The organism is Rhizocola hellebori (assembly GCF_016862955.1).
Taxonomy (GTDB): Bacteria; Actinomycetota; Actinomycetes; order Mycobacteriales; family Micromonosporaceae; genus Rhizocola; species Rhizocola hellebori.
The window spans coordinates 99100-125097 of sequence record NZ_BONY01000003.1 but is presented as its reverse complement, the minus strand read 5'-3'; the positions used below and the strand labels follow the sequence as shown (position 1 = coordinate 125097).

At 66.0% G+C, this 25998-nt stretch carries 24 protein-coding genes; 16 read left to right on the top strand and 8 right to left on the bottom strand.

Going from position 1 to position 25998, the window contains the following annotated elements:
• Positions 1–7: 7 nt before the first annotated feature.
• The 4 genes from Rhe02_RS03625 to Rhe02_RS03610 are packed head-to-tail and all read left to right on the top strand — an operon-like array spanning position 8 to position 4829.
• Positions 8–1429, top strand: coding sequence for a hypothetical protein (locus Rhe02_RS03625; RefSeq protein ID WP_203906678.1), 1422 nt, complete (start codon positions 8–10; stop codon positions 1427–1429).
• Positions 1426–2307 (top strand): glycosyltransferase family 2 protein, encoded by an 882-nt coding sequence (locus tag Rhe02_RS03620; RefSeq protein ID WP_203906599.1) that lies wholly within the window; start codon positions 1426–1428, stop codon positions 2305–2307. The genes Rhe02_RS03625 and Rhe02_RS03620 overlap by 4 nt, the downstream gene beginning before the upstream one ends.
• 55 nt (positions 2308–2362) lie before the next feature.
• Positions 2363–3694: an oligosaccharide flippase family protein gene (locus tag Rhe02_RS03615; protein ID WP_203906598.1), complete on the top strand. Its 1332-nt coding sequence runs from the start codon at positions 2363–2365 to the stop codon at positions 3692–3694.
• Positions 3684–4829, top strand: coding sequence for a polysaccharide pyruvyl transferase family protein (locus Rhe02_RS03610; RefSeq protein WP_203906597.1), 1146 nt, complete (start codon positions 3684–3686; stop codon positions 4827–4829). The genes Rhe02_RS03615 and Rhe02_RS03610 overlap by 11 nt, the downstream gene beginning before the upstream one ends.
• Here the strand turns inward: Rhe02_RS03610 and Rhe02_RS03605 are convergent.
• Positions 4826–7159, bottom strand: a complete 2334-nt coding sequence (locus Rhe02_RS03605; RefSeq protein WP_203906596.1) for an ATP-binding protein — start codon at positions 7157–7159, stop codon at positions 4826–4828. The two genes, Rhe02_RS03610 and Rhe02_RS03605, sit on opposite strands and share 4 nt — an antisense overlap.
• Before the next feature lie 47 nt (positions 7160–7206).
• Between Rhe02_RS03605 and Rhe02_RS03600 the strand changes: the two genes are divergently transcribed.
• The 7 genes from Rhe02_RS03600 (at position 7207) to Rhe02_RS03570 (ending at position 16079) form a co-directional block, all read left to right on the top strand.
• The gene (locus Rhe02_RS03600; RefSeq protein WP_203906595.1) at positions 7207–8532 is read left to right on the top strand and encodes a VldE C-terminal domain-containing protein; all 1326 of its coding nucleotides are present in this window, start codon (positions 7207–7209) and stop codon (positions 8530–8532) included.
• A gap of 254 nt (positions 8533–8786) precedes the next feature.
• Positions 8787–10022, top strand: a complete 1236-nt coding sequence (locus Rhe02_RS03595) for a glycosyltransferase family 4 protein (protein WP_275411054.1) — start codon at positions 8787–8789, stop codon at positions 10020–10022.
• Positions 10016–10744, top strand: coding sequence for a class I SAM-dependent methyltransferase (locus tag Rhe02_RS03590; RefSeq protein ID WP_203906593.1), 729 nt, complete (start codon positions 10016–10018; stop codon positions 10742–10744). Before Rhe02_RS03595 ends, Rhe02_RS03590 begins: the two co-directional genes overlap by 7 nt.
• Complete coding sequence (locus tag Rhe02_RS03585) at positions 10734–11780, top strand: prenyltransferase/squalene oxidase repeat-containing protein (protein WP_203906592.1); 1047 nt, start codon at positions 10734–10736, stop codon at positions 11778–11780. Before Rhe02_RS03590 ends, Rhe02_RS03585 begins: the two co-directional genes overlap by 11 nt.
• Positions 11774–12466, top strand: coding sequence for a class I SAM-dependent methyltransferase (locus tag Rhe02_RS03580; RefSeq protein ID WP_203906591.1), 693 nt, complete (start codon positions 11774–11776; stop codon positions 12464–12466). The genes Rhe02_RS03585 and Rhe02_RS03580 overlap by 7 nt, the downstream gene beginning before the upstream one ends.
• Positions 12467–12544: 78 nt before the next feature.
• Positions 12545–15343, top strand: a complete 2799-nt coding sequence (locus Rhe02_RS03575) for an AfsR/SARP family transcriptional regulator (protein ID WP_203906590.1) — start codon at positions 12545–12547, stop codon at positions 15341–15343.
• A 79-nt stretch (positions 15344–15422) separates the two neighbouring features.
• Entirely contained in the window at positions 15423–16079 is a 657-nt protein-coding gene (locus tag Rhe02_RS03570; protein WP_203906589.1) for a fascin domain-containing protein, read from the top strand.
• 25 nt (positions 16080–16104) lie between these two features.
• Here the strand turns inward: Rhe02_RS03570 and Rhe02_RS03565 are convergent, their stop codons facing one another.
• A complete protein-coding gene (locus Rhe02_RS03565) occupies positions 16105–17007 on the bottom strand; it encodes a class I SAM-dependent methyltransferase (protein WP_203906588.1) in 903 nt (300 codons plus the stop codon).
• Complete coding sequence (locus tag Rhe02_RS03560; RefSeq protein WP_203906587.1) at positions 17007–17300, bottom strand: hypothetical protein; 294 nt, start codon at positions 17298–17300, stop codon at positions 17007–17009. The genes Rhe02_RS03565 and Rhe02_RS03560 overlap by 1 nt, the downstream gene beginning before the upstream one ends.
• 59 nt (positions 17301–17359) lie before the next feature.
• Here Rhe02_RS03560 and Rhe02_RS03555 point away from each other — a divergent pair, with 59 nt between their 5' ends.
• A complete protein-coding gene (locus tag Rhe02_RS03555; RefSeq protein WP_239123300.1) occupies positions 17360–18016 on the top strand; it encodes a TetR/AcrR family transcriptional regulator in 657 nt (218 codons plus the stop codon).
• On the opposite strand, the gene Rhe02_RS03550 is transcribed toward Rhe02_RS03555, so the two are convergent.
• Both Rhe02_RS03550 and Rhe02_RS03545 read right to left on the bottom strand, forming a co-directional pair.
• Entirely contained in the window at positions 18013–20124 is a 2112-nt protein-coding gene (locus Rhe02_RS03550) for an MMPL family transporter (protein WP_239123298.1), read from the bottom strand. The genes Rhe02_RS03555 and Rhe02_RS03550 overlap by 4 nt on opposite strands.
• 125 nt (positions 20125–20249) lie before the next feature.
• Complete coding sequence (locus Rhe02_RS03545; RefSeq protein ID WP_239123296.1) at positions 20250–20630, bottom strand: DUF5997 family protein; 381 nt, start codon at positions 20628–20630, stop codon at positions 20250–20252.
• Positions 20631–20730: 100 nt separating this feature from the next.
• Between Rhe02_RS03545 and Rhe02_RS03540 the strand changes: the two genes are divergently transcribed.
• The 4 genes from Rhe02_RS03540 to Rhe02_RS03525 all read left to right on the top strand — a co-directional run bounded on the left by Rhe02_RS03540 (position 20731) and on the right by Rhe02_RS03525 (position 24349).
• A complete protein-coding gene (locus Rhe02_RS03540; RefSeq protein ID WP_239123288.1) occupies positions 20731–21399 on the top strand; it encodes a LysR family substrate-binding domain-containing protein in 669 nt (222 codons plus the stop codon).
• Between the two features lie 63 nt (positions 21400–21462).
• Positions 21463–23124 (top strand): M48 family metallopeptidase, encoded by a 1662-nt coding sequence (locus Rhe02_RS03535; protein ID WP_203906585.1) that lies wholly within the window; start codon positions 21463–21465, stop codon positions 23122–23124.
• Positions 23125–23189: 65 nt separating this feature from the next.
• Positions 23190–23828: an RNA polymerase sigma factor gene (locus Rhe02_RS03530; protein ID WP_203906584.1), complete on the top strand. Its 639-nt coding sequence runs from the start codon at positions 23190–23192 to the stop codon at positions 23826–23828.
• A 20-nt stretch (positions 23829–23848) separates the two neighbouring features.
• Positions 23849–24349, top strand: coding sequence for a hypothetical protein (locus Rhe02_RS03525; RefSeq protein WP_203906583.1), 501 nt, complete (start codon positions 23849–23851; stop codon positions 24347–24349).
• A 48-nt stretch (positions 24350–24397) separates the two neighbouring features.
• Here Rhe02_RS03525 and Rhe02_RS03520 read toward each other — a convergent pair whose 3' ends face one another.
• The 3 genes from Rhe02_RS03520 to Rhe02_RS03510 form a co-directional block, all read right to left on the bottom strand.
• Positions 24398–24760 (bottom strand): hypothetical protein, encoded by a 363-nt coding sequence (locus Rhe02_RS03520; protein ID WP_203906582.1) that lies wholly within the window; start codon positions 24758–24760, stop codon positions 24398–24400.
• 66 nt (positions 24761–24826) lie between these two features.
• The gene (locus tag Rhe02_RS03515) at positions 24827–25501 is read right to left on the bottom strand and encodes a zinc metalloprotease (protein ID WP_203906581.1); all 675 of its coding nucleotides are present in this window, start codon (positions 25499–25501) and stop codon (positions 24827–24829) included.
• Positions 25498–25752 (bottom strand): hypothetical protein, encoded by a 255-nt coding sequence (locus Rhe02_RS03510; RefSeq protein WP_203906580.1) that lies wholly within the window; start codon positions 25750–25752, stop codon positions 25498–25500. The genes Rhe02_RS03515 and Rhe02_RS03510 overlap by 4 nt, the downstream gene beginning before the upstream one ends.
• Positions 25753–25998 lie beyond the last annotated feature (246 nt).

Here is a 25998-nt window from a genome sequence, read left to right as displayed (position 1 = left end):
CACGTAGATGACGAAGCTCCCCCTCCTCACCCAGCGGCTCAAGCAATTGAGACCACCCCCGTCTGCATCGGACGATCCCGAGCAGGCTGAGTCGATCCGCGGCATCACCTTCTGGTCGGTCATCGCTAGCCTGGCCTTCCTTTCGGCGAAGCCCCTGCTCGACATCATCGGGGAGGAGCCGGGTGCCAACGTCATCGACTTCGGCACCATCCTGACGATGATCGGCGGGGCGTTCATGGTGATAGCCCTGTTGACCGGCTCGCTCAATGCGGCGCGGCTTCCGTGGTCGCTATTCCTCATCTTCGCCGCGGTAGCGATCATGCTATTGCTCTCGGCGATGAGCTACCTGGCCATCTCAAGCCGTGGCGAGCTGCTGGAGCCGTTCAAGCATCACAGAACCGTGATATTCGGGCCCTTCGTCCCACCCTCCATCGGAGTGCCGCGTGAGGCGTTGCGGCTGATCGTGAGCTTCGCGCCGCTGGCGCTGATCGGCGTGATGATGCGGTATGGCAAGGCGATCGCCAGCCGCCTGCTGCGCTACACCGCGCTCGCGATTGTCGGTGGGGCCCTGGTCCACTGTCTTATCGCCTGGCTCCAGGTCCTGGGCGTAGTCGAATACTCGTTCTATTTCATCATGCCGGGTGTCTACATGGGACGTCCGTCCGGCGGCTACAACCACCCGATGTCGCTGGGCCGGCTGCTCATCTTCTGTGTCTTCATCCTGTACGTGGGCTATGAGCGGCTACGCCTCGGCCCCGTCAAGCACTATGCGCTGATAGCCGTCCTCTTCGGCACCACGCTCATCTCCACCCACCGCCTCTCCATCATCTGCGTGACAATGGTGATTGCGCTGTTCGAAGGGCGCCGGCTGCGGGCCCTCCGCGGACGGCAGCGCCTCAACCGGAAAACGGTGACCGTCTCGGTCGTGGGGGTGGCCGCCCTCGCGCTCGTCACCGTCGGCATCATGGGCGATTACCTTACGTCGCGGGTCAAGGTAATGTTCGCGGCCGTCGGCTCCTGGGACGTCGGGTCGGACAGGTTCCTCAACGGGCGCGGTGCGGTGTGGACGGACACCGCTCGCGCGTTCGGCAAATCCACCTGGGACATCTGGCTTTTCGGCTTCGGCTACGAGCCCTGGGACATGCACAACGATCTCGCCCGGATCGCTGTGGTGTGGGGGGCGGCCGGTGTCATCCTCACCGTGGCGATGCTTGTCATCCTGTACAGGTTTACCCGTAGCATGATCTCTGTCCGTGGCAGGCTGGCATTGGCTATCCTCTATCTTGTGCTGCTTAGCTTCGGGCTCACCCAGAAACCCACCTCCTACCCGTACTTCATGTGGCTGTTCCTCTTCTGCCACATGCTGATCCTCGGCTATTACCCGGCTTTCCGGCAGGTGGGAAATGGCGAACCATGGCGCGAGCGATGAACACCTCAATCCCTGACTTCGAGGTACCTCGCGAGAGGACCGACTGGAGTGAGGCCGAGACTTCCGCCCTGCCGCTGGTGAACCCGGATCTGGCGCTCCCGTTCTTCTCGGTGTGCATCGTGGTACGCGACCGGCCCGAGCTGTTGAAGAAGGCCGTGGCCAGCGTTCTGGAAAATTCGTTCGGTGACTTCGAGCTGGTCATCGTCGACGATGGATCGGCCATCCCGGTCACCGAAGTGCTGGCGCCGCACCCCTATTCGGCCGACCCTCGGGTTCGGGTGTTCCGGCAGGGCCAGCACGGGATATCGACGGCCCGCAACCATGCGCTCAAGGTGGCCAAGGGCGCCTTCATCACCGTTCTCGACTCCGATGACGAGCTTGCGTCCAACGCGTTACGTCTCCTGCACGACTTCCTCATCGCCACGAGTTCGTTGTGGGTGTACGCCGACTACCAGGAGATGTGGGATGAGGTCTGCCGGCTGATCCGGCTCCCGGAGTACAGGTCGGCGCAGAGCATGCTGCGCGGCATCCTGACCCGCCCGCGCCTGCCGTTCAAGCACTCGGGGATGACGATACAGCGAGACCTGCTGCTGAGTATGGGTGGCTACGACGAGAGCCTGCGGCTTTTCGAGGACATCGACCTGGTGCTGCGCGGCTTGCGCGGCGGCATCCAGCCCCGGCGCCTGGCCGAGCCGATCGTCCGGTATCACTGGCACGACGGCAACGTCACCCGCCAGCGCCGCTTGCACGGCATCAGCATCTGGTTCCAGCTGATCGATCTTCACCGGCCCACCCGGGTCCCGGGCGGCAACGCCCGGATGAAGATGGTGCGGGCCGCTGGGGAGCTGGGCAAGTGGCTGGTGCGTCTTGGCGGCTAATAGCGCGGCTGCCACCCGGGCTCCAGCGGCGCCGACGGTCAGAAGAGGCCAGCTGGTGCGGAGCGTCCGGCTCGCCGCGGTCAACCTGAGCTTCCTTGGGCTGAGCCAGATCGCGGTCACGGTCGCCGCCTTCGCCACGCAGGTGGTGCTGGCTCGATCCCTTTCACAGCACGACTTCGGCTCCTTCATGACGGTCCTGGCGTTCGTCTCACTGACCGCCCCGATCGCCGTGTACGGGGTCAACGAGCTGTGGTTGCAGCGGTTTGGGCGGGAGGGTCCCAAGGCGTTCCGCTGGGTGCGGCGCTCGATCGGTGTGGTGACAGCCGCCACCGCCCTCGTCATGCTGGCCATGGTGCTCTGGGGCATGGCCGACCTCGCCTTCCCGGTCGACGCCGGTCTGAAGATCCTGTTGGTTCCGGTGGTGGCGGCGCAGGCGTTCATCGCGTTGGCAATCTCGGCGCTGCAACTGCGTGGCGCGTACAAGGCGGTGGCGGCCCTGCAGCTCGCCCCACACCTGGGCCGCATCGCCGTGGTGGTGGTGACCGGCACCGTCGGGCTGACCGTGCTCCACGTCGCGCTGGGCTATGCCCTTATCGCCGTGGTTACTTTGACAATCTCGGTGCTGGCGCTCGGTCCGTACTGGCGTGGACGGGTGCGGCTGGAGGGTCACTCGGCCGGGCCGCCGCCGCCGAGCCCGCCGCCCAGGTACGCCCGCCTGTTCAGCGGCGCCAACCCGTTTATGCTCGGCAGCCTCTTCTATCTCGTCGGGATCTACTTTGGAACGGTGGTGGCCGGTGAGTTCCTGGGGACCAGGGAGGCGGCCCTGTTCTCCGTGCCGATGTCGATCCTCATGGCGATCTATCTCATTCCGCGAGTGGTGTATCAGCAGTACTTCCTTGCAAAACTCCAACGCTGGGCGCGCAACGACCGAGGCATGATCCTTTTGGCGTACCGGGTGGGCACCACCGGAATGGTGATCGCGGGCTGCGTCATCGCCGTGCTGGTGGCCGTGGGCGGTGCCGTGGGGATCCCGCGGCTGTTCGGCGAGCAATACGCGGACAGCGTCCCGATCCTGCTGATACTGAGCGTGGCGATCCCGATGCGCTTCGGTGCGGCGAGCGTGGCGTCGTTGCTGACGACCAGCCGCCAGTTGTGGCGCAAGGTGGCCTATCAGGGCGGCGGGGCCTTGGTCTATCTGGCGGCACTGGCGATCGCGACCCCGCGCTACGGACTGCTCGGAGCCGCGGCCGCCACCGTCGTGGCCGAGTTCGCTCTGCTGGTCCTCTTCTGGATAGCGGTCAAGAGATACGTTGTTTCCGGCGCCAGGCTCCCATCGTGGGGAATGATCCGGCAGCACCTGAGGAAGGGTCTGTCCCATGCCCGATGACGCCGGCCGGCCGCTCGTAATCGGCTACTACGGCATGGACAACGCCGGCGACAACTCGTTCTGCGTGGTGATGAACTGGGCGCTGGGCCAGTACTGGGGTGCCACGGCACCGGTCTTCGCGGCTCCGCCGCTGGTCGACCTGCCGGCCGACCGGACAGCCCTCGACCCGCGGTGGTACAGGTCCAACGGCCCCGCCCAGCGTGCCGGGAACCTGGCACAGAGGGCGTCCCTGCTTCGCCGGTCGTCGATGGTGGTCTACGGTGGCGGGTCGGTCTTCCGGGAGATGGGCCCGCTGAGCGAGAAGCGCCTGTTCTCATGGCACGCGCGGATGACGGGTCACCCGGTCGCGGCGGTCGGGGTCTCGGTCGGGCCTTTCGTGTCCTTGGCGTCGCAACGTCGCCTCGTCGAGGTGCTGCGCCGTATCCCCTATGTGGCCGTCCGCGACCGAGCCTCGGCGGAAGCGTTGCGCGCCATAGGCTATCCCGGCTCGCTCGCCGTCGCCGCCGACCTGGCCGGGCTGCTGCCCGAGGCGCTGGGCGAAGACCCTCGCATGCCAAGGGTTTCGCGCAACCAGCGACCGCGGCTGGGGGTGACCCTGCTCGGGGTGGACTACGAGGCGAGTGACGAGGACTTCCTGCGGCGCGAGCAAGCGCTGATAGGCGGTATCCGAATGCTCGCCGAGAAGGAGCCGATCGACGTCACCATCTTCGTGTTCAACACCCACCCGCAACACGGTGACATCGACGCGAGTCGCCGGCTTCAGTCTGCGCTGGCCGACCTTTGCGGCGTGCGAGAGGTAACCGAGCGGGAGGGGGTCGCCCGCATATGGCAGGAGATGAAGGAGTGCGATTTCGGCGTCCACATGCGCCTGCACGGAGCGATCTTCGCCTACATGGCCGGGGTGCCGTTCACCCTCTTCCCTTACCAGCGCAAGTGCGACGACTTCCTCGACGACATCGGCCAGCCCGGCTCATTCCGGCTGGACTTGGGCAAGCCCGAGCCGAGGGCCGTGTTCGAGGTGCTGGCGGGCCTGCTTAACGCGGCCGAGCTGCCGAGCGTCACCCGGCAGCAGTTCGCCGACAGGGCTCGGCTCAACTTCACCGCCGCGCCCTGGCACCAGCCGCCCGCGCGCTAAAGACCATGGAGTTTGGTGCGGACCCGTTCGGCGTCGGGGTGGTCGAGCTGGCGGAGGATTTCCAGCGCCTGTTGCCACGCAAGGCGGGTGGCGTGGACGTTGTTGGTGGCGTGGTGGGTGTCGCCGAGGTGGGTGAGGGTGTCGGCTTCGTGGTAGCGGTCGCCGAGGTCGCTGTACCGGTCGATGGCGCGCTGGTAGCAGGTGACGGCATCGGCGTGGTGGCCGAGCAGATGATGGGCGTAGCCGACGCTGTCCCAGGCATTGGCCTCGCCGGCGCGGTCGCCGAGTTCCTGATGCAGGACAAGCGACTCCAGGCAATAGGCGAGGGCTTCCGAGTGGCGGCCGACTTGGGCGTGGAACCAGCCGACCGAATTGAGCGCACGCGCTTGCCCGCGGCGGTGGTTGGCGGCCACGTGCAGATCGAGGGCCTGCTGAGCATGGTCGAGGGCCTGGTGGGGAAGGTCTTGCCGGTGCGACAGAAGGCTGAGGCTGTAGTGGGCGTGCGCCTGCCCGATCGGGTCGCCCGACTGCCTCGCCAAGTCGAGGGCGTGCCACAACTGGGCGTATGCGTCGTCGAAACGTCCTAGCCAGGTGTAGGCCTGGGCGAGGAGACGGTGGGCGCGAGCCTGTGCGGACGGGTCGGCAAGCCGTTGCGTGGCAACGACCGCGGCCTGCTGAATGTGGGCCCAGTCGTGCCAGTGCCCGCGCCTGTTGAGGAAATTGGCCAGGCTGCAGGAAAGCTGCCAGGTGTGGGTGTCGGATCCGGTGGCGGCAGCGTGGTCGACGGTGGCCAGCAGCACGGCGTGCTCGGCGGCGAACCAGTCCATGGCCTGCCCGTAGCCGGCGACGTGTTCCGGGCTGACGCCGGGCAAGGGTGGGGTGAGGGCGAGCGGATCGCGGGCCGGGGACACCATCCGGTCAGCGAGGTAGGCGGTGTGCAGGTAGTGGTCGAGGATGCGGCCGATGGCCGCGTGGCGCTGCGCGTCGGAGTCGTGCCGGTGGGTCTGTTCGGCGGCATACACGCGCAGCAGGTCGTGCATGTCGTACCGGTCCACGGTGTGTTCGGTGATCAGATGGGCGCTCGCGAGTTCGCTGAGCAGCGGTCGCACCTTTTCCGCGGGTAGGCCGGCGAGGCTGGCCGCGGCGGCGGCCGAGATGTCTGGACCGGGGTGCAGGCCCAGTAGCCTGAACAGCCGCGCGGAGCCGTCGCGCAAAGCCTGGTAGGACCAGGAGAAGACAGACCGCACGTCGGTCGTAGGAGTGTCGCTTGTGGACAGTGTGTCCAGTCGATCGCGGCTTAGGCGCAGCTGACCGGCCAAGGCGCTCAACGCCAGCTGCGGCTGGATGGCGGCGTGAGCCGCGACGATGTTCAGCGCCAAGGGAAGCCGGGCGCAGCCGGTAATGAGCTCCTCGACCGCATCCGGATCCGAGGCGACCCGCGCCGCGCCGAGGCGGTGGGTGAGCAGCTGGCGGGCCTCGCCGAAAGTGAGCAGATCCAGCGGCAGCGGGTGGGCGCCTTGGGCGGCTACCAGGCCGGTGAGCTTGTTGCGGCTGGTGACCAGCACGCGGCAGCTGGGCGTGCCGGGCAATAGCGGCCGGACCTGATCAGGGTCGCGGGCATTGTCGAGCACAATGAGCATCTTCTTGGCGGCGAGCTTGGTGCGGTACAGGTCCGCCTGGGCGTCCGGGTCGGCCGGGATACGCTGAGGCGGAACGGCAAGGGCGTCGAGGAAGCGGCGGATCGCCTCTGCAGAGCCCATCGCTGAGCCGGCCGGGTCGAAGCCGCGCAGGTTGATGTACATCAGACCGTCGGGGTACCGGTCGCGGACGCGGTGGGCCCAATGCAGCGCCAGGGCGGTTTTGCCCACCCCAGCGGTGCCGCCAATCACCGTAACTGCCTGGTTGTCTCCGGCGTCCAAGCTCCGCAGATGTTCCTGCCTGCCGACGAACACGGATGCGTGGGCCGGCAGCATGTTCGGCGACGACTGTGGTGGCGTGACCGGCGCGGATTTGCTTTCGCTGGCGGCTTCAAAGAAAGCCTCGCGGGCGGAGCCGGCCAGAGCGAACGCGTCGGCGAGCAGCCGCACCGTGGTCTGCCGGGGCGTGGCTATCTGGCCAACCTCGATTTTGGCGATCGTGCGTGAGTGGACACCGGTTTTGGCGGCAAGGTCCTCCTGGGTGAAACCCAGGCGCCGGCGATGCCCACGCACCAGTTCCCCGAACACCGCGAGAACCCCCCTTTCCGGCCATCGTACAACGCCGAAGTTCAGCTGAAGTACCGGCGAATGCCGGGTCAGTGCCGTGGTCCAGCCGCGCTGGGGCTGCCACATTCGTGGTTGTCCGATTCCGACAGATCTACTGAGGGGAATAGATCTCTGTGAGTATCAATAACGTCCATCGACTGGTCAGCGGCGCGCTGGCTGTTTTCGCGGCCGTCGCGGTCGGGGCGAGCTTGGCCCCGCCCGCCCATGCTGCTCCGGCGACGCCGGCATTGGGGCCGAACGTCTCCGGCTATGCCTCTTATGACCCGCAGAGCACCTGCGACCCGACCGACAAGCCCGGACCCACCAGTCTGAAAGACCTCCTCCTCCAAACCTACGGATCACGCGGCTGGAACATCGCACGTTCGTGTAGTAGCGAAGCAGGAACCAGTGAGCACAAGGAAGGACGGGCGCTGGACTTCGGTTTCGACGCCACCAACCCGACTCAGCGTGCCCAAGCCTACGACCTCATCAACTGGCTGTTCGCCACCGACCAGTACGGCAACACGCACGCCGTGGCCCGCCACCTCGGTCTGATGTACATCATCTGGGACCGCAAGCTTTGGGGTTCCTACAACGGGCCGTTCGGCGAGCAGGTCTATTCCTGCGACGGCACGCCAAGCGGCTGCCACACCAACCACATCCACTTCAGCTTCAGCTGGAGCGGCGCCCGGCAGCAGACGACCTGGTGGACGGGACAGACCAATCGTCAGGCTTACGAGGCCAACAGCGCCAACGGGTGGCAGAATCTTCCGACCGGAATCAGTGGTGTGTCGGCGGTCGCCGCGTTGTCCGTCGGAAGCACCAAGTACATCTACTCGTTGGTCAACGGCGGCGTCTATGAGGCGAGCAGTGCCAATGGGTGGCAGAGTTTCCCGACGGGTATAGGTGGTGTGTCGGCGATTGCTGTGATGTCGGTCGGGACTACCAAGTACATCTACACTTTGGTCAACGGCAGCGTCTATGAAGCGAGCAGTATCAACGGGTGGAACAGTCTTCCGACTGGTATAGGTGGCGCATCGGCGATCGCCGTGATGTCGGTCGGCACTACCAAGTACATCTACTCGTTGGTCAACGGCAGCGTCTATGAAGCCAGCAGCGCCAACGGGTGGCAGAGCTTCCCCACCGGCATCGGTGGTGCGTCGGCGATCGCTGCATTGTCCCTCGGTAGCACCAAGTACATTTACTCGTTGGTCAATGGCGGCGTCTATGAGGCGAGCAGTGCCAACGGGTGGCAGAGTTTCCCGACGGGTATAGGTGGTGTGTCTGCGGTCGCCGTGATGCCGGTTGGGACCACCAAGTACATCTACTCTTTGGTCAACGGCAGCGTGTATGAGGCCAGCAGCGCCAACGGGTGGCAGAACCTCCCCACCGGAATCAGCGGCGTATCCGCCATCGCCGCGATGTCCGTCAACACCACCAAGTACGTCTACAACATTTAGGGCGAACTGCCAACACAGGGTGGCTTGTCTCCCGGGCGGCAACGGCGATCCAGCCGACAGCCGCCGGCAGGCAGGCCACCCTGCTGGGCTGCCGGCGGCGGAGCTGATCCCGACTCGACCGCGACATGCGGGCTGGTTTGTGCCGTGCTGATGCGGGGAATCCGGTTAGGATGATTTCCGACCAGTGCTGGCTCGCCGGCGGTCACGGGTGAGCGGGGGAGGCCAGGTTGCACGCGGGCAGGCCGCTGCGAATTGTGCTTACGTCTTATCGCAGCAAACCGCATTGCGGTGGGCAGGGTGTCTACGTGCGGCATCTGAGCCGTGAGCTGGCGGCGCTGGGCCATCGTGTCGAAGTGCTGTCGGGCCAGCCCTATCCGGAGCTCGACCGCGACGATATTACCTTGACCAGGCTGCCCAGCCTGGATCTTTACGCCGATGAAGACCCGTTTCGAAATCCCCGGCTCGCCGAGTTTCGGGACTGGATCGATGTGGCCGAGTGGGCCTACATGCGCACCGGCGGCTTTCCCGAGCCGCTGACTTTCAGCTGGCGCGCGCTGCGGGAGCTGCGTGGGCGAATTGGGCGCATCGATGTTGTGCACGACAACCAGACACTCGGTTACGGCATGCTGCGCCTGCGCCGGACAGGCGTGGCGATGGTGACGAGCATTCACCACCCCATCAGCCAGGATCGCCGTATCGCGATCGACGCCGCGAGTGGCGGGCTCGCCAGGTTCGGGGCCCGGCGCTGGTACGGGTTCGTGCGGATGCAGGGGCGGGTGGCGCGGCGGTGCGGCCGGATCCTGACCGTTTCGGAGACATCGAAAGCGAGTATCGCCAGCGACTTCCACGTCGACGCGCGTCACATCGCCGTGGTCGCCCTGGGCGTCGACACCAGCGTGTTCAAGCCGCCGGCAGGCGAAGGCGATCGGGTCGCGGGCAGGGTGATCGCTGTGGCCAGCGCAGACACACCGCTCAAGGGTGTCGATGTGCTGCTGCGAGCGATCGCCAAGGCGGCCACCGAACGAGACATTCACCTGCACCTCGTCGGGCAGGTGCGCCCCGACGGCCCGATCTTCAGGCTCATCGGAGAGCTGGGGATCGCCGATCGGGTCACTGTGCTTTCCGGGCTTTCCGACACCGAGCTGGCGGGGCAGCTCGCCAGCGCTGAGATAGCGGTGGTGCCTTCGCGCTACGAAGGATTTTCGTTGCCCGCCTTGGAGTTCATGGCTTGCGGTACCCCACTGATAGCCACCACTGCGGGAGCGCTGCCCGAGGTTACCGGCGAGGCGGCCACCCTCGTCGAGCGCGGTGACGCCGAACAGATGGCGGCGGCGCTGCGCCGGCTTCACGACTCTCCCGGCGAGCGGGAACGGCTGCGCGCAGCAGGCCTGGCCCGGGTCGCGCAGCGCTACACGTGGGCGGCGGTGGCGCGGGCGACCGAGCAGCAGTACAGGGCCGAGTTGGCGGTCAAGGCGGCTGGGCGATGCTGACCGTGGACCTGGGCCGGATGGGGATAGCGGCGGGCGACCGGGTGCTCGACCTGGGGTGCGGCGGGGGGCGGCACGCATTTGCGCTTTACCGAGCGGGCGCGGCGGTGATTGCGCTCGATCAGGACAGCGAGCAGCTGGCAGAGGTGTGTTCGATGTTTGCGGCGCTGGCGGGTGAGGTTCCCGCCGGGGCGAGCGCGGCGGCTGTCATGGGCGACGCGCTGGCGCTGCCCTTCGCCGATGCCACGTTCAGCAAAATCGTTGCGGCTGAAGTGCTTGAGCACATCCCCGACGACACGAGGGCGATTGCCGAGCTGTATCGCGTGCTCGAACCGGGCGGGCGCTTGGCGGTCACGGTGCCCGCGTGGCTGCCAGAGCGGATCTGCTGGGCGTTGTCGAAGGAGTATCACACCAACCCCGGCGGGCACGTGCGTATCTACACCAGCGTCGAGCTGCAGACCAGACTCGAGGCGGCCGGATTCGTGTTGCGCGGCAGCCATCACGCGCACGGATTGCATTCGCCCTACTGGTGGCTCAAATGCGCGGTGGGAGTCAACAATGACAACCATCCGCTGCCGAAGGCGTACCACAAAATGCTTGTTTGGGATTTGATGAAACATCCCTTGCCGACCCGGCTGGCTGAGCGGCTGCTCAATCCTCTCATTGGCAAAAGCCTTGTCGTGTACGCAGACAAGCCGCTGGCCGAGGTGCCCAATGCTGCCTGACTTGAGCCAGCTGCCGCACGTGCCCGGGGTCATCAGCGCCACCCAGGTTCGCGCGGCGGCGCAAAGCATCGCCCGGCAACAGGAACCGAGTGGCGCAATTCCTTGGTACACCGAGGATGCTGACGGAAATCCCGGTCATGTCAACGCCTGGGACCATATCGAGGCGGCGATGGCGCTGTCGGTCGCGGGGATGCAGGCGCAGTCCCGCCTTGCCTACCGATGGCTGCGCGATCAGCAGCGGCCGGACGGATCGTGGCCGGCCAAATGGGTTCTCGGTGAGGTGGCCGAGGCGGCGGGGGAGTCCAACCACGCCGCCTATCTCGCGACCGGGGTGTGGCACGAGACCCTGCGCTCAGGCGACCGCGCATTCGCCGCCGAGATGTGGCCCGGGGTCGTGAAGGCCGTTGGCTATGTGCTGAGCCTGCAGCAGCCAACGGGCGAGGTGTGGTGGAATCGCGACCAGGACGGCAATCCCGGAGAGCTGGCGTTGCTGGCCGGATGCTCCTCGATTTACCACTCGCTTCGTTGCGCCACCGCGTTAGCATCCTATATGGATGATCCACAGCCGGACTGGGAATTCGCGGCCTACGAGCTCGGCCAGGCGATCTGCCATCGCCGGGACCTGTTCGCGGACAAATCTCGCTTCGCCATGGATTGGTATTATCCGGTGCTTTGCGGTGCTGTCACCGGCCGGGCCGCCACCGAACATCTTAAGGCGGGGTGGGACACCTTTGTGGTGGATAGGCTGGGATGCCGATGTGTCAGCGACGAGCCGTGGATCACCGGCGCCGAAACCTGCGAACTGATCATCACCCTCGTCGCCGCCGGTGACCGGGAGGTGGCAATGAATCTGTTGCGTGCCATGCAGTTCCTGCGGCACGAGGATGGCTCCTATTGGACCGGCTACCAGATAGTCGACAACAACTTCTGGCCGTTCGACCGTTCCACCTACACCGCCGCAGCGCTCGTGCTCGCCGTTGATTGCCTGTCGGGCACCACCGGCGCGGCCGATCTGTTCAAGCACACGCCATGGTGACACCGATACACCCGCCGCTGCGCGAGTCGGTTCTCGCGGCCTTCGAGGCGGCCAAAGGGTTCATGCCCACCGACGAGGGCCTGGCGCTCTACGCTGCGGCAGCCGATGCCTGCCAACGGTTGGCGCTGCCCGTCTTGGAGGTCGGAACCTACTGCGGGCGCAGCACTGTCCTGCTTGCCGAAGCGGCAAGGGCCGCGGGCACAGTGGCGGTCACGGTCGACCATCATCGGGGAAGCGAGGAACAGCAGCCGGGATGGGCTTATCACGATCCGGCGCTGACCGATCCGCAGACCGGGCTCACCGACACCGTGCCGTTCTTTCGCCGTACCATGCATTTCGCTGGGTTGGAGGAGCATGCCGTCGCCATCGTGGGCCGCTCGGCGCAGGTCGCCACCTTGTGGCGGGCGCCCCTGGCCATGGTGTTCATAGACGGAGGTCATACCGAAGCACACGCGGCCGCCGATCTGCGAGGGTGGGCCCCGCACGTCGCGGCAGGCGGAGTGCTGGCCATCCACGACGTCTTCACCGACCCGGCCGATGGCGGCCAAGCCCCTTATCGCATCTATCAGGAAGCACTCGCCTCCGGGACGTTCATCGAGGCGGGTGGACAGGGGTCACTTCGCCTCCTGCAGCGCGTGCTGGTGCAGACATTCGACCCTTATCCGCCAAAGACGGTCGGTCAGTAGTCCTATTTAGAGCGACAATCGTCTCATGGATGTCATTCCGGCCGGTTGTCAACAGATCGCCGCCTAGAGTAATCCACTATGGACTTCCGTCTGCTCGGGCCGTTGGAAGCGGAGTCTGCCGGCATGCGCATCGACATCCGGCGGCGGCAGGAGCGGCGTATTCTGGGCATCCTTCTGCTGGAGGCGGGGCGGGTGGTGGCCACGGGCCAGCTGGTGTCGCTGCTGTGGGAACAGGGGCCGCCACGGGCCGCCCGCCGCGCGGTGCAGACCTACATGTCCCGCCTGCGAGCAGACATGGCCGCCTATGGGATAGCGATCCAGACCCGCGGTGACGGCTACGTCATCGACATCCCGTTGCCTACCACCGACGTGCATCGCTTCGAAACCCTGGTACGGCAGGCAGAGGGGCTGACCGATCCGCGGGCGCGCTCGGCCCAGCTCGACAGCGCGCTGAACCTATGGCGCGGCCCGCTCCTGGCCGATGTGATCGATGAGCGGCTGCGGGAGAGGCTCGTGCCACGGATCGAGGAGATCCGGCTGCACGCCTTCGAGAGGCGGGCCGAGGCGGACCTGGACTGTGGCCGGGCGGCGAAGGTGGTCATCGATCTGACCGACCTCGTTGAGCGGCTGCCCACCAGGGAAGGGCTCGTGGAGCTGCTGATGAGGGCACTTGCCGGCGCGGGCAGGCAGTCCGAAGCGCTCGAACTTTATCGATCGACGCGGCAGTTACTGGTACAAGAAATGGGAATTGAACCCAGTGCGTCATTGGAGGAGTTGCATCGGGCGATCCTGCGTGCAGAGTTTGCCGCGGCTCCGCCGGAGTCACCGCATCGGATCCCGATCGCGCAGCTGCCGCTGGCCGTGCCGGGATTCGGCGGCCGAGACGATGAGCTGGCCCGGCTGGACAAGGCTTTGGCCCTGGCGCAGGAGCATCCGACGGCGGTGACAGTGCTGGTGTTGTCGGGAACCGCGGGGGTGGGCAAGAGCACGCTGGCGATCCATTGGGCGCACCGGATTCGTGAGTCCTTTCCGGACGGTCAGCTGTTCATCAACCTTCGCGGATACGATCCGCAAGCCTCGCCGACCGCGGCCGGCGAGGCCATCCGGGCTTTCCTCGACGCGCTCGGGTGGGCGCAGCAACAGGTTCCGCTCGGGCTGGACGCGCAGACCGCCCGGTACCGCAGCCTGTTGTCGGGCAGGCGGGTCCTTGTCGTGCTTGACAATGCCCGCGACGCCGACCAGGTGCGCCCGCTGCTACCGGGTTCGCCGGGCAGCCTGGTCGTGGTGACCAGCCGCGACAGTCTTTCCGGACTTGCCGCCAGTGAGGGCGCCCAGCTGATCAGCCTTGACGTGCTCACCGAGGTGGACGCGCGACTGTTGATGATCAATAGGCTGGGCCAGGCGCGAGTGGACGCGGAGCCCGATGCCGTCGACGAAATCATCAGGCGGTGCGACGGGCTTCCGCTCGCGTTGAGCCTGATCGCGGCGCAGGCGTCCAGGTATGAGGCGTTCCAGCTGGCCATAATCGCCGAAAGCCTGCGCGGCCTGCCTGAGGAGCGCGGGCTGGACGCCTTCGTCACGGGCGATCCGGCCACCGACCTCAGGGCCGTGTTCTCCACGTCCTACCGGACTCTGAGCGAGTCGGCAGCGGCCACGTTCCGCCTCCTCTGCCTGCACAGCGGCCCCGATATCAGCGAGCCGGCCGCGGCCAGCCTGGCCGGTATGTCGCGGCAGGCCGTCCGGCCGGTGCTTGCCGAGTTGTCGCGGGCGCAGCTAGTCACGGAACGGGTGCCGGGCAGATTCGGCGTTCACGACCTGTTGCGCGCCTATGCCCTGGAGCTCGGCCAGGCGATCGACTCGAAAGACGAGCGGCAGCAAGCATTGCACCGGTTACTCGACCACTACTTGCACACCGCGGTGCGAGCGGCCACACTGATCAATCCGCATCGCGATCCGATAGTGCTCAGCGAACCTTGCAGTCATGGGCAATCCGAGCCGATCAGCGACCGGGACGAGGCGATGGCCTGGTTGCGCGCGGAGCGCGTGGTGCTGCTGAGCGTGGTGCGTGCTGCGTACCAAATGGAATTCGACATCCATTGCTGGCAGCTGGCGTGGGCGCTCGCCGATTTCCTGCAGTGGAGCGGCTATTGGCCGGAGTGGAGCGAGGCGCAAAGTGCCGGAGCAAGGGCAGCCGACCGGTTGGGCCACGCTCAGGCCCGTGGTCACGCCCACCGCGGTCTGGCGCTATCTCTGTCGCGCCTGGGCCGCCATGGTGACGCCTACGAGCACGCCAGGCAGGCAATGCGAAGCTATGTGGAGGCAACCGACGACGTCGGCCAAGCCCACACGCATTTGAGCCTCGTGCCCATCATGGAGCGTCAGGACCGGCACGACATCGCGCTGAAGCACGCATACCAAGCGCTGGCGCTCTATGAGCGCAGCGGCCATCGGGTCGGGCAGGCTCGGGCGCTCAACGCCGTCGGCTGGCGCTTCGCCATTCGGCACGAGTACGCCGAAAGTCTTCAATCGTGCGAGCAAGCCCTGGCGCTGCTTCGCGAAGCCGGAGACCAATTAGGACAGGCGCACACCTTGGACAGCCTCGGCTACTCCTACCGTGGGCTCGGAGAGTTTTCGCGTGCGGTGCAGTGTTACCGCGATGCCTCGCAACTGCATCGAGGCCTAGGTTTCCGATTCTACGAAGCCGAGGCGCTAAGCCAGCTGGGCGATACCTTCCACGCGGCAGGCGATGTCAACGCGGCCGGCGAGGTGTGGGTGGACGCGCTGCACATCCTCGACGACCTGCGCCACCCCAAGGCTGACGAGCTGCGGCAGCGGATCGCGGCACTGTCCACAGTGGAGGTCGACCGGCGCTGGTAGGCGCTTGGTAAGCAGTTGGTAGACCGGCGTCCGTAGGGTGACCTCGCTACATCAACTGACGGGGACAGGAGGAAGTCTTGTGATAAAGACAAGAAGCAGGGTCGCGGCATCCGTGCTCACGTTCGCCATCTTGACGGTGGGAGCGGTGGTCGCGGGCGGGGTGCCGGCGCAGGCAGCCGCGCTCAGTGCGGCCTCTCGCACACCGGTGGAGCTGCTGACACCGCAGCTCGCCGCCGCGCTGGTGGCGCAAGCCGAGGCGAAGTCCGCTGCGGGCGTAGTCGCCGCGGCGGCGTGCGGCCACGTGGCTTTCGTGTCGGCCGCCAACGCAAAATACGTTTCGGTCGAGCTCGGTTACAGCGGCAGCGATTACGCCATGCTGCGCGCTCGCTCCGCAACCATCGGGCCGTGGGAGAAGTTCACCTTCTGCTACAACGACGCGGGCTATTTCACGCTGCAGTCGCTGGCCAATAACCTCTACGTCTCGGCAGAGCTGGGCTACACCGGCCTTGACTACGGCATGTTGCGCGCCCGGTCGAGCTCGGTCGGCCCGTGGGAGAAGTTCGGTTATCAGGCCAAGGACGTGCTGCCCTTCTGGTGGTACAGCCTCTCGAGCGGACGGTACGTGATGGCGTCCGTCGGGTACGGCGGGTCGTCCTACGCGATGCTGCGAGCCGCGTCCACGGACAACCCCATCACCGGGGGCCTGAGCATGAAGTGGGCGCGACCGGCGCTCTAGCTCGCTGCAAAGGGCGGGCCGGTGGTCACATGACGACCGGCCCGTCCGCTGGCGGCGCCAAGGCTGATTGGCCTTGGCGATCGCGCGATGTGCTGGCGGTGATGAGCCACAGCCCGGTTGGCAGGCGATAGCCGGTGTCGGGCTGGTGATAGCGGCGCAGTAGGCGGGCCACTCCCGCGCGTGCGGCGTCTTGCTGGGTCGCCGGGGCCGCACGGTAAGCGGCTCCCGCTGGGCCGATGTCGATGAGCCAGCCGGCGACGGTGTCTGGCTCATCTGGCGCGCACAGCTCGACGTCGCGCGGTTCGACGTTGATGTCGATGAAGCCCGCATCGGTTAACACCCGCATGACGTGAGCCCGATCGGCGAAGGCGAATGGCCCGGGCTCGCCGCCCACCGGTAGCGGCGGCAGCGCACCTACATGTGGGGCGGCGCCAAGTACTGCGGCGGACAGCCATGGGCTGGTAGCGCCGTCACGGAACACCGTGGCCGCCAGACGTCCACCGGGACGCAGCAGCCGCCGGACGGTGTCGCATCCGGCAACCGGATCGGTCAGCAGCATCAACGTCATTCGTGAGAAGACCGCGTCAAACGGCGATCCGGCTATGGAGCGAGCTGTTTCGATGTCCGCGGTGGTGAAGACGAGGTGTGGGAATCGTTGCGCCGCCGCCGCCACCATCGACACGGAAAGGTCCAGGCCGGTCGCCAGTCCGCCTGGGGTCACCATCGCCGCCAGCTCGGCTGTCGTGCCGCCGCAACCACAACCGACATCGAGCACACGCTCGCCGGGCTCCAGGTTCAGCGCGTCCACCGCAGCCGCCCCCAGCGGACGCCCGAGCCGGTCGTGGCGATCGGCCTGGCGGATCCAGCCTTCGGCAGCCTGCGTCCAGAAGTCGGCGTTGCGGGCTCGGATTTCGGAGATGGCAGCCATCAGAAGGGCATCTCCGAACCGGTCACGGTAAGGGATCGGAAACCCGCGGCCTTGCTCGCGTCGAAGTTCTCCTCCTGCGCGGCCAATCCGGCGGCACGCATGAGCCGCTCGGACTGAAAGCGCCGGAATGCCTGTTCGTCCTGCCAGATGTTGATGATGCGCCAGCCGCCCTCTACCGGGCCGGCCACGTGGGCGAGCAGGCCGGGCGGCCGATCCGGGCCGAGATGCTGCTCCACCATCCGATATTCGGATTCGCTGATACCGGGCATCTCCTGCACCACACCGAACGGCATGACCACCACTCCCTTTGGATAGAGTTACGCTCTATCCAATAGAGCACTACACTACGACCGTGGTTGTCAAGCGGCGATATGACTCATCGCGGCGACACGAGCAGGCACGCCAGACCAGGCGTGCCGTGCTGGACGCTGCTGCCAAGCTGTTCGTCGATCCCGGCTACGCAGCTACCGCGCTGACGGCCGTCGCTGCGGAAGCCGGGGTGGCCGTGCAAACGGTCTATGCGGCTTTCGGAAGCAAGCGTCAGCTGCTCTCGGAACTCGTCGATGTGACGGTCGCCGGAGACGACGAACCAGTGCCGCTACCCGATCGCCCTTTCGCGGTCGAGATCAGGGCACTGGCCGACCCTCGGGCCAAGCTCACCCGCTTTGCTCAGCACCTGACGCAGGTACACGCTCGGCAGGCCGACGTCATGCTCGCTCTCGCAGGCGCGGCCACCGCCGACCCCGACGCCGCCGAAATATGGCAGAAGCATGTCGACGACCGGCGTAGAGGAATGTCGATGTTTGGGCGGGAACTGCTCGCCACCGGCCAGCTGCGCCCGGAGCACGATGCCGACAGCGTTGCCGATATCCTTTGGCTGGCAATGGATTTCCGCAATTACGATTGGCTCGTGAGGCGCCGGGGCTGGTCATCGGAACAATTCGAACGGTGGTACGTCGACACCGTAATCGCCGCCCTTTGTCCTGAGCCACCCACGGCGCATCGTTAGTGCCGATCCGGCTCGACTTCCTTTACGTCAAGCTTCTTCGACAGCGCGCTGGGCCACCAGATGTGTCGGCCAAAGTCCAGGTTGAGCGCGGTAACCAGGACCGATCGGACGATGAAGGTGTCGAGGATGACCCCGAACGCGATCGCGAGGCCGATCTCGGCAAAGGCCACCATGGGCAGCGTGCCGAGGGCGGCGAACGTCCCGGCCAGGACCAGCCCGGCCGAGGTGATCACACCCCCGGTGGCGGACAGCCCGGCTACCGCGCCCCGCCGGGTGCCGAGCACCATGGACTCCTCGCGGACCCGGGTCATCAGGAAGATGTTGTAGTCGATGCCGAGCGCGACCAGGAAGACAAACACGAACAGCGGTAGCGACGTGTCCTCTCCGGCCCACCCGAAAAGGTGCTGGAAGGCGAAAGAGCTGACCCCGAGCGCGGTACCGAAGGAAAGCACCACGGTCGCCACCAACAACAGCGGGGCAACGATCGCCCGCAACAGCAGGATCAAGATGATCAGCACCACCGTCAGCACCAGCGGGATGATGCGCCAGTTGTCCCGGGCGGTCGCTTCACGGATGTCGTGGGTGACCGCTGTCTGGCCACCGACATGCGCATCGGCTTGGGAGATAGCATGCACCGCCGAGCGCACCCGCAGCACGGTGGCCTCCGCGGCGGCGCTGTCGGGCGCGTCGCGCAAGGTGGCCGTCATGAAGGCGAGACCGTCCTTGACCTGAGGCTGGCTGACTTCCGCGATGCCGTCGGTGGCTGTGACCGCGGAACGGATCTGGTCGACGGCACCGGCGTTGCCAATCACCACGACCGGCGAGCCGCCGCCCGCCGGGAAGTGTGCAGCCAGCACCTCGGCCCCGACCACCGAGTCAGGTTTGTCCACAAACGACTCAGCCATGGTCAACCCGTCGGCCTTCATCCCGAAGATGGTGAAAGCTAGGCCGCCGAGGACGATCGCGGTGCCGATCCATACCGGCCTGGGCCGTTTGGCGACGGCCTTGCCCACTCGGGCCCAGAGTCGTTGGCTGGCTGGATCTGTGGCGCCGAACGCGGGCCGGACCGGCCAGAAAATCCATCGCCCGAAGACGACCAGCAGCGCGGGCAGCAGCGTGAGCATGGAAACCAGGCCGACGCCGATCCCGATGGCGTTGACCGGCCCAAGGCCACTGGTCGGGTTCATCTCGGCCACCATCATGCACAGCATCGCGGCGGCGACCGTGGCGGCGCTGGCGATGATGGCGGGTCCCGCCCGGCGCAGAGCGTGGGCCATCGCCACATGCCGATCCTGGTGGCGACACAGCTCTTCCCGGTAGCGGGCGGAGAGCAGCAGGGCGTAGTCGGTGCCGGCGCCGAACACCAGCACGGTCAACATGGCGGAACTCTGTGCGTTGACGGTCAATCCCGCATGCTTGGCGAACAGGTAGATCACCGCTTGCGAGGCGATGAGCGCGCCGGCGGCGCTGATCACCGGCAGCAGCCACAGTACGGGACTGCGGTAGGTGAGCAGCAGGATCGCGATCACCACGACCAGCGTCGTGTAGAGCAGCGTGCTGTCGAGGCCCTTGAACGCCTTGGCCTGGTCCGCGGCGTTCCCGCCCGGTCCAGCGATGTACACGGAAAGCCCGTCCGGGAGCCCGGCCTGCGCGGCAGCCCGTAGCTCGTCGACCGTCTTCCCGATGGCCGCGTAGCCGCCGTTCCCGGCGGTGATCGGCACGACAGTCTGCATCGCCTGCAGGGTCGCACCGTCCTGAGTGGACTTGATCGGGCCCTGCACCGGGCCGGAGATGTTGGAGTACCCGGCAAAGGCCCGCGCATCGGCCGCGGCCTTGGCCATGTCGGCGTCGGTGAGCCCGGACTTCCTTTCGTAGACGACAATCGCCGCAGCGGTGTTCTGCGGCTGGAACGGGCGCATCTGGTCGAGCACCTTGGTCGCTTCGGCGCTGCCCGGCAGCCAGGCCGAGTTGTCGTTCGTCTGGACCTCGGTCAGCTTCCCGGCCAGCGGGCTGGCGACCGCGAAGACCATCACCCACAACGCGAGGACAACCCATTTGGTCCACCGGCCACTGACCGCTGACGCTAATGCTCGTGCAGGATTCTTCACGCAATTGATGATTGCGCCATCGACACGGCTCGTCGTCCGGCAGCCGATGGCAGCACCTACGTCATTGCGCGTAGCCGATTCGGGCTACCCTACGCCCGTCGTCGTAGGTAGCCCGGTGTGTCCACTCACGACTGGTTTCCGCGTCGCTCCTGAAGTCTGCGTGACTCCCGTTGCGTTTCTGCGTGTATATCCCGTTCCCGGATGAGCCAGGGCGGCGGGTCGGCCACGAGAGCCGCGATCTGGGCGGTCGTGAGCGGGTCGGTGATGCCACCGCGGGCGAGCCCGCTGTTGGACACCCGCAACCGGGCGGCGACGACGCTGCGCGGATGGGGGCCGTCGCGACGCAGGTCGACGAGCCATTGCGGCGGGTTGCGCTGCAGTTCATCGAGCTCTTCCCGCGACACCATGCCCTCCTGGAACTCCCGTGGGGTGGCCAGCAGGTACACCTCTAGCTTCAGCGCGGCCGTAGCGGGCTTCATCACCTGGGACTTCTTGGGCTTGCTCACCGCCTCAGCGTAGCGAACCCGACGTCACCCGCTCGGGAAGCTCTGCGAGGTACCCTGATCAGGTTGCGGCGATCACAGCCGTCGACGCTGCGGAGGTAAGGTGCCCCTGACATTTGGCCTGCTGGTCGTGCCTGGCGTCACCACCGACAAGTGGAGCCGCCTGTGGGCCGAGCGCCAGCGGGCGCAGCTGCGGTTGGTGCCATCCGAAGCAGCTGAGGCCGCCGAGCTCCTGCTATCGGGACAGGTCGATGCCGGGCTGGTTCGGCTGCCGGTTGACCAGGAGGCTTTTCACGCCATTCCGCTCTACACGGAGACGACGGTGGTGGTGGTGCCGCGCGATCACCTGATCAGCGCGGCAGAGGAGGTCACCCTCGCCGACCTGGCCGACCAGACGCTGGTGATCCCCGCGGATGATGTGCTCGCCTGGACCGAGCTGCCGGCCGCGGTGCTTGACCATCACCCGTCCACGACGGCCGCCGCGGTGGAGCTGGTGGCCGCGAGCGTCGGTGTGCTCGTGGTGCCGCAATCCCTGGCCCGCCTGTACCACCGCCGCGATCTCACCTACCGCCCGCTGACCGGCGCCCCCACCTCATCGGTCGCGCTGGCGTGGCCCCGTGACGGGCACACCGAACTGGTCGAAGAAATGATTGGGATCGTCCGGGGCCGCACCGCGAACAGCACCCGCGGACAGGCTGGTGGGGGCGCGGCCCGCGAGAAGCCCACTCGCGAAAAGCCCGCGCCGAAAGGCAAGCCACGCCGCGGCAGATAGGGCGGGCGGAGTCCACAAAATGGACGAGCTTTCCTGGATCGGCCCGGGCGGTAGGATCTGCCCGTGGTGGCGGGGTTTCGCGCTTTTCTGAGCCTGGTGATGCTTGCCGGGTTCTATGTCATTGCGGCGCTTGAGTTCTCCGTCATCGTGCTGATCACCTGGTTGGTGACCAGGGCCTGGCCGTGGCCACTTGGCCAGCTGCTCATGCTGCCTTTTCTGATCGGCTCGGTCGCCGCGGTCAAACCCTCGGTCCGGCAGGTGTTGCGCTGGCGGCGGCACCGCCTGCCCGGCGTGGTGGTCTCCGAGGAGCATGCCGGTCCACTTTGGATGCTGGTCCGCGAGCTGGCCGAGTCGGCAGGCACCCGCCCGCCCGACGAAATCGTCCTGGTGACCACGCCGACCGCGTCTGTCTCAGAGGTGAAGCGGCGGCGCTTCCTGCACTTAGGCTTCCCGCTGCTGATGTGCCTGACCACCGCCCAGATCCGGGCCATCGTCGGGCATGAGTTGGGCCACTACAGCTCTGCCCACACCCGCCTGGGCCCGGTCGCCTATCGGGGCCGCCGGGCTGTTTCCGCCACCGTGTCTCAGCTCCTCCGGACCGACCCGATCAGCTGGCCGTTCCGCCTCTACTTTCGGCTGTACCTGATGGTCGACGGTTCCGTTTCGCGCCGTCAAGAATTTAAAGCAGACCTCTATGCGGTACGCGTAGCAGGTCAGCAAGTCGCGATAAGTTCACTGATCGAGGTTCGCGTGCTGGCCGCCGCCTTCACGCATTTCCTCGAAGCGCACGTCACGCCGCGCGCCGACTACGGCTACCTACCCTCGGACTTGTATAAGGCATTCGTAGCATTTGTCGCTACACGGCGCGACGAGATGGATCGGCTTCGCGAGGCGGCGCTCGCCGAGCCGGGGAGCCCGTGGGACACCCACCCGCCGCTGGCCGAGCGGATCGAAGCGCTGCAACGAGTTCCGGATCCGGGCCTGCCGCCCGACCCGCGCCCGGCGGCTGAGCTGTTGGCCGAGCCGGACGTGATTGCCGCGGTCCTGGTGCCGCACGTGCTGACCCACTCCGACTGCGAGCAACTGCCCTGGGACGACTTCGTCGCGGCCGCATCGACGGCCAAGCTGCGCGAGGAGGCCAGGCGGGCAGCGGGGGCCGGGCGCATGGATGCCGCGGAAATCGTCGCCTACGCGGCCCTTCAAGCGGGCCTGGCGCGTTGGCGGGCAGAGTTCTCCGGCCCCGCCGCACTGGTCGACGACGACGGGGAGCCGTTGCGCCTCAAGCGACTCGCCGCCAAGCTCGACCTTGGCGCCACGGTCGCCGGGCTGCGGCCGGAAGGCAGCGCCCGCGGGGCACGCCTGCTGGGCGGGCTGGGCAACGTGAAGACCGAATCGCGATGGCTGAGCGCCGAGGCCGACCTGCTCATTTTGAACATCGGTCTGATCCTCATGCCCACCACGCGCGACGCCGACGAGGGCAACGTGCGCATGAAGGTGGCTCTGCAACGGTGGAGCCTGGCGGAGCTGACCGAGAAACACCGATACGTGCCTTTTGAAGAGGTAGTCCATGCGGAGATCCAGCGGACGATGCCGCTGCGGGCGCGGCTGACCATGCACGATGGCGCGACAATCACCCTGCGCGAGCCGTGGGGCGGGGACTCGCTCACGCGGGACAGCTCTGAGCAGCTACGGGAGCTGCTCATCCGGTACGCGAAAAAATCTTGAAAACGACGCAACCGCGACCTAGGCGCTGGCGTGTCTTGTGCGCATCTTGACCGGAGGAGAGCGAAATGGAAGCGGCACGAGACTTCGAAGGCTTCTATGCCGAGAATTTTCGCGCCCTGACCATCCAGCTCTATGCCTACTGCGGCAACATGACCGATGCGCAGGAGGTGGTGCAGGAGGCGTGCTACCGGGCACTGGCCCGGTGGCCCAAGCTTTCGCACTATGACGATCCGGCCGGCTGGGTGCGGCGGGTGGCGTGGAATCTCGCGACCAGCCAATGGCGCCAAGCGAAGAAGCACTCTGAGTGGGCGCCGGAAGATGGCCAGACCGTCTCGGGTCCCACACCGGATCGCGTCGATCTGGTGTCGGCGTTGGCAAAGCTGCCCGCGCCGCAACGCCAAGCAGTGGTCCTGCACTATCTCGGCGACATGTCGATGGCCGAAATCGCTGAGGTGTCACGAGTTCCGGCGGGCACAGTCAAGTCATGGGTGTCCCGCGCTCGCACCGTGCTCTCCGCCCAGTTGTCCACAAAGGACGACAGCGACGTCATTGAGCTGGGCGTGAGTGGGCGCACCCGCGGCGACGTGGAGCCATTCGCCGGGACAGGTGACCGGTCCACCGCATCACCCGGGGAGCTGAGACTCATCCTCGGCGACCCGCTGGCTGACCTGTTCGACGAATGGGCAGCCTCTCTTTCCCTCTGACTATCTGTGGAGTTGTAACGATGCGACGATTCATGCTGCCCATTTTCGCCATGACCGGGCTCGCGATGGCCATGACCGGATTGACCGCGTGTGATGGAAAGCAACCGTCAGCTGCCCCGTCACAACCGCCGTCGGCCGCCGCCCCGGAGAGCCCAAAGCCCGCCCCCGGCGACGACAAGAAAGCTTGCGCCACAGCCAAAACCGTGCGCCAGACGCTATTCAACGACCTGCTCCTGGCGTCGATGACGATCGGCGACAAGGAGTCCACGGCGACCGAAATAACAGAAGCAGCCGCAACGCTCAAGTCCACCTTCACCAAGCTGGCTGAGACCATGAGCACGGCGGCGGAGCAGGCGCAGAGCGACAAGCTGCGGGAAAGTTTCCGCGCCTATGCCGCAGGCGCGAAGACCGTCGTAGCCAACGTCGAAGCAGCAGGATCCGACCGTTCCAAATTGGACAATGCCACCGAGGTGGCCGCGTTGGATTCCGCCGAAAAGACAGTGCTCGAGCTCTGCGCCTGACGGGGGGAGGGGCCGGCTTCTCAGCCGGCCCCTCATCGGCTTCCCCGCCTACTTCGGCCCCTTCGACGACGCCGAGCAGGAGATCGCTTTGGCGAGCTGCCAACCGGAATCGCTGTGTTCATAGGACATCACTGCCGTGGTTTTACCCGCACTATTGACGAAAATTATGTCTTGGCGGGCTCCCGACTCGAGGGCAACCTTCTGGCTTCCGGAGAAGGCCCCTTTTTGCACCGCCGCGAACGCCGACGCCATCTCGGCCGGAGTTCGAGTCTCCCTTGCGTCGCCAACGCGGTCTGCGACCATATTGACGGCAGGCATTCCTCCGCATTCGAGGTAACTACCCACGTCAGGCCCGGTAACCTGCGGATCCGCGGCCTCGGAGCACCCGGCCACGAAGATGGACACCACCATGGACGCGACTCCCAGCCACCTCAGGTTCGTCAACCGCGTCATTGATCATCTCGCTTTCGGGCACGGCTAGTAAGCAGCATCGAATGTGTGCACATCATGCGGACTGACTGTGCGTTGCCGCTCTGTTCCAAGATATGTCGACGGACACATTGTCGCGCGCGTGCTGTCGTCTGGACACGCGCCATCACTCTCTGGGATGTGCTCCCAGAATCCAAGCGCGTGACCGAATTCGTGGGTCGCAACGCTCCAGAAGTCGACATTCCCACCGGGATTGTCGGCGTTGCCGCTATACCAGTTCGAACGGGTGCTATCGAATTCAATGGTGAAGTTGTAAATAGTGCTATTTAAGGTCTGCGGGCACAAACGAGTGGCCGCAACCCAATTCGAACCCAGGTAATCAAGGTCATTCCAGAATATCGCCGCCGTGTTAAACCCAGAGATACCGCAGGGATCCCCAGCTGAACCGTGATTGACGTCATCCGCCAGATACCAGTAAATCTTCGGCTCTCCGGTCGATGCCGAGTTGTTCCATTGATCCTTCGCCTCGACCAGCCGAGAGCGCCACGAGCCCGTGGGAAAGCCAATGTTGATGCCGTAGGAAATGACTTGAGAGGTCGGCCACTTTCCGGCGGTGAAATAAGAGGTCGGGCTGTGCGCGCTGGCGGGCGGGTGTGGCAGGAAAATGCCACCGACGACCAGCAAGAATACGAGGTAGATCCGAGCCAAGCTGGTGGATTTCATCGGGCCCCCCACGCGCACTCGACGATGTTCGCCAGCGACCAGCCGAGGTCCCCATCCTTCTCATACGTAAGCACTGCGACCGTGGCGCCTGCGAGGTTCGAGAAGGCCAGTTCTTGTCGAGCCGGCGAGTTGTAGACCGTCCTGATCTCACTGCTGTAGGTGGATCTATTCTGGACCATCGCCGCCGCCCAGCGTTGCGCCTGCTCGGACGGGGTGCCCAGATTCTGGGTACCAGCCACTCTGGTGCCCATGGTCAAAACCATTCGATCGCTGTCGCACTTGAGATGGCGGCGCGGATCCCCTTGGTCCGCTGTCGCCGCAGTGCCCGCGTGCATCGTAAGAACAGCTGCAATGGCGATCATTGTGCCAGCGACTAGGATGATCTTCGCGTAGATTCGTTCTGCTCCCCGCAACGTTATCCCCCCATTGTCTACGTCAGCAGTGTCATGCAGCGTAGCTGTCGTAGTCGAGAAGCTCAAGAGTGCCGATGTCTCGTT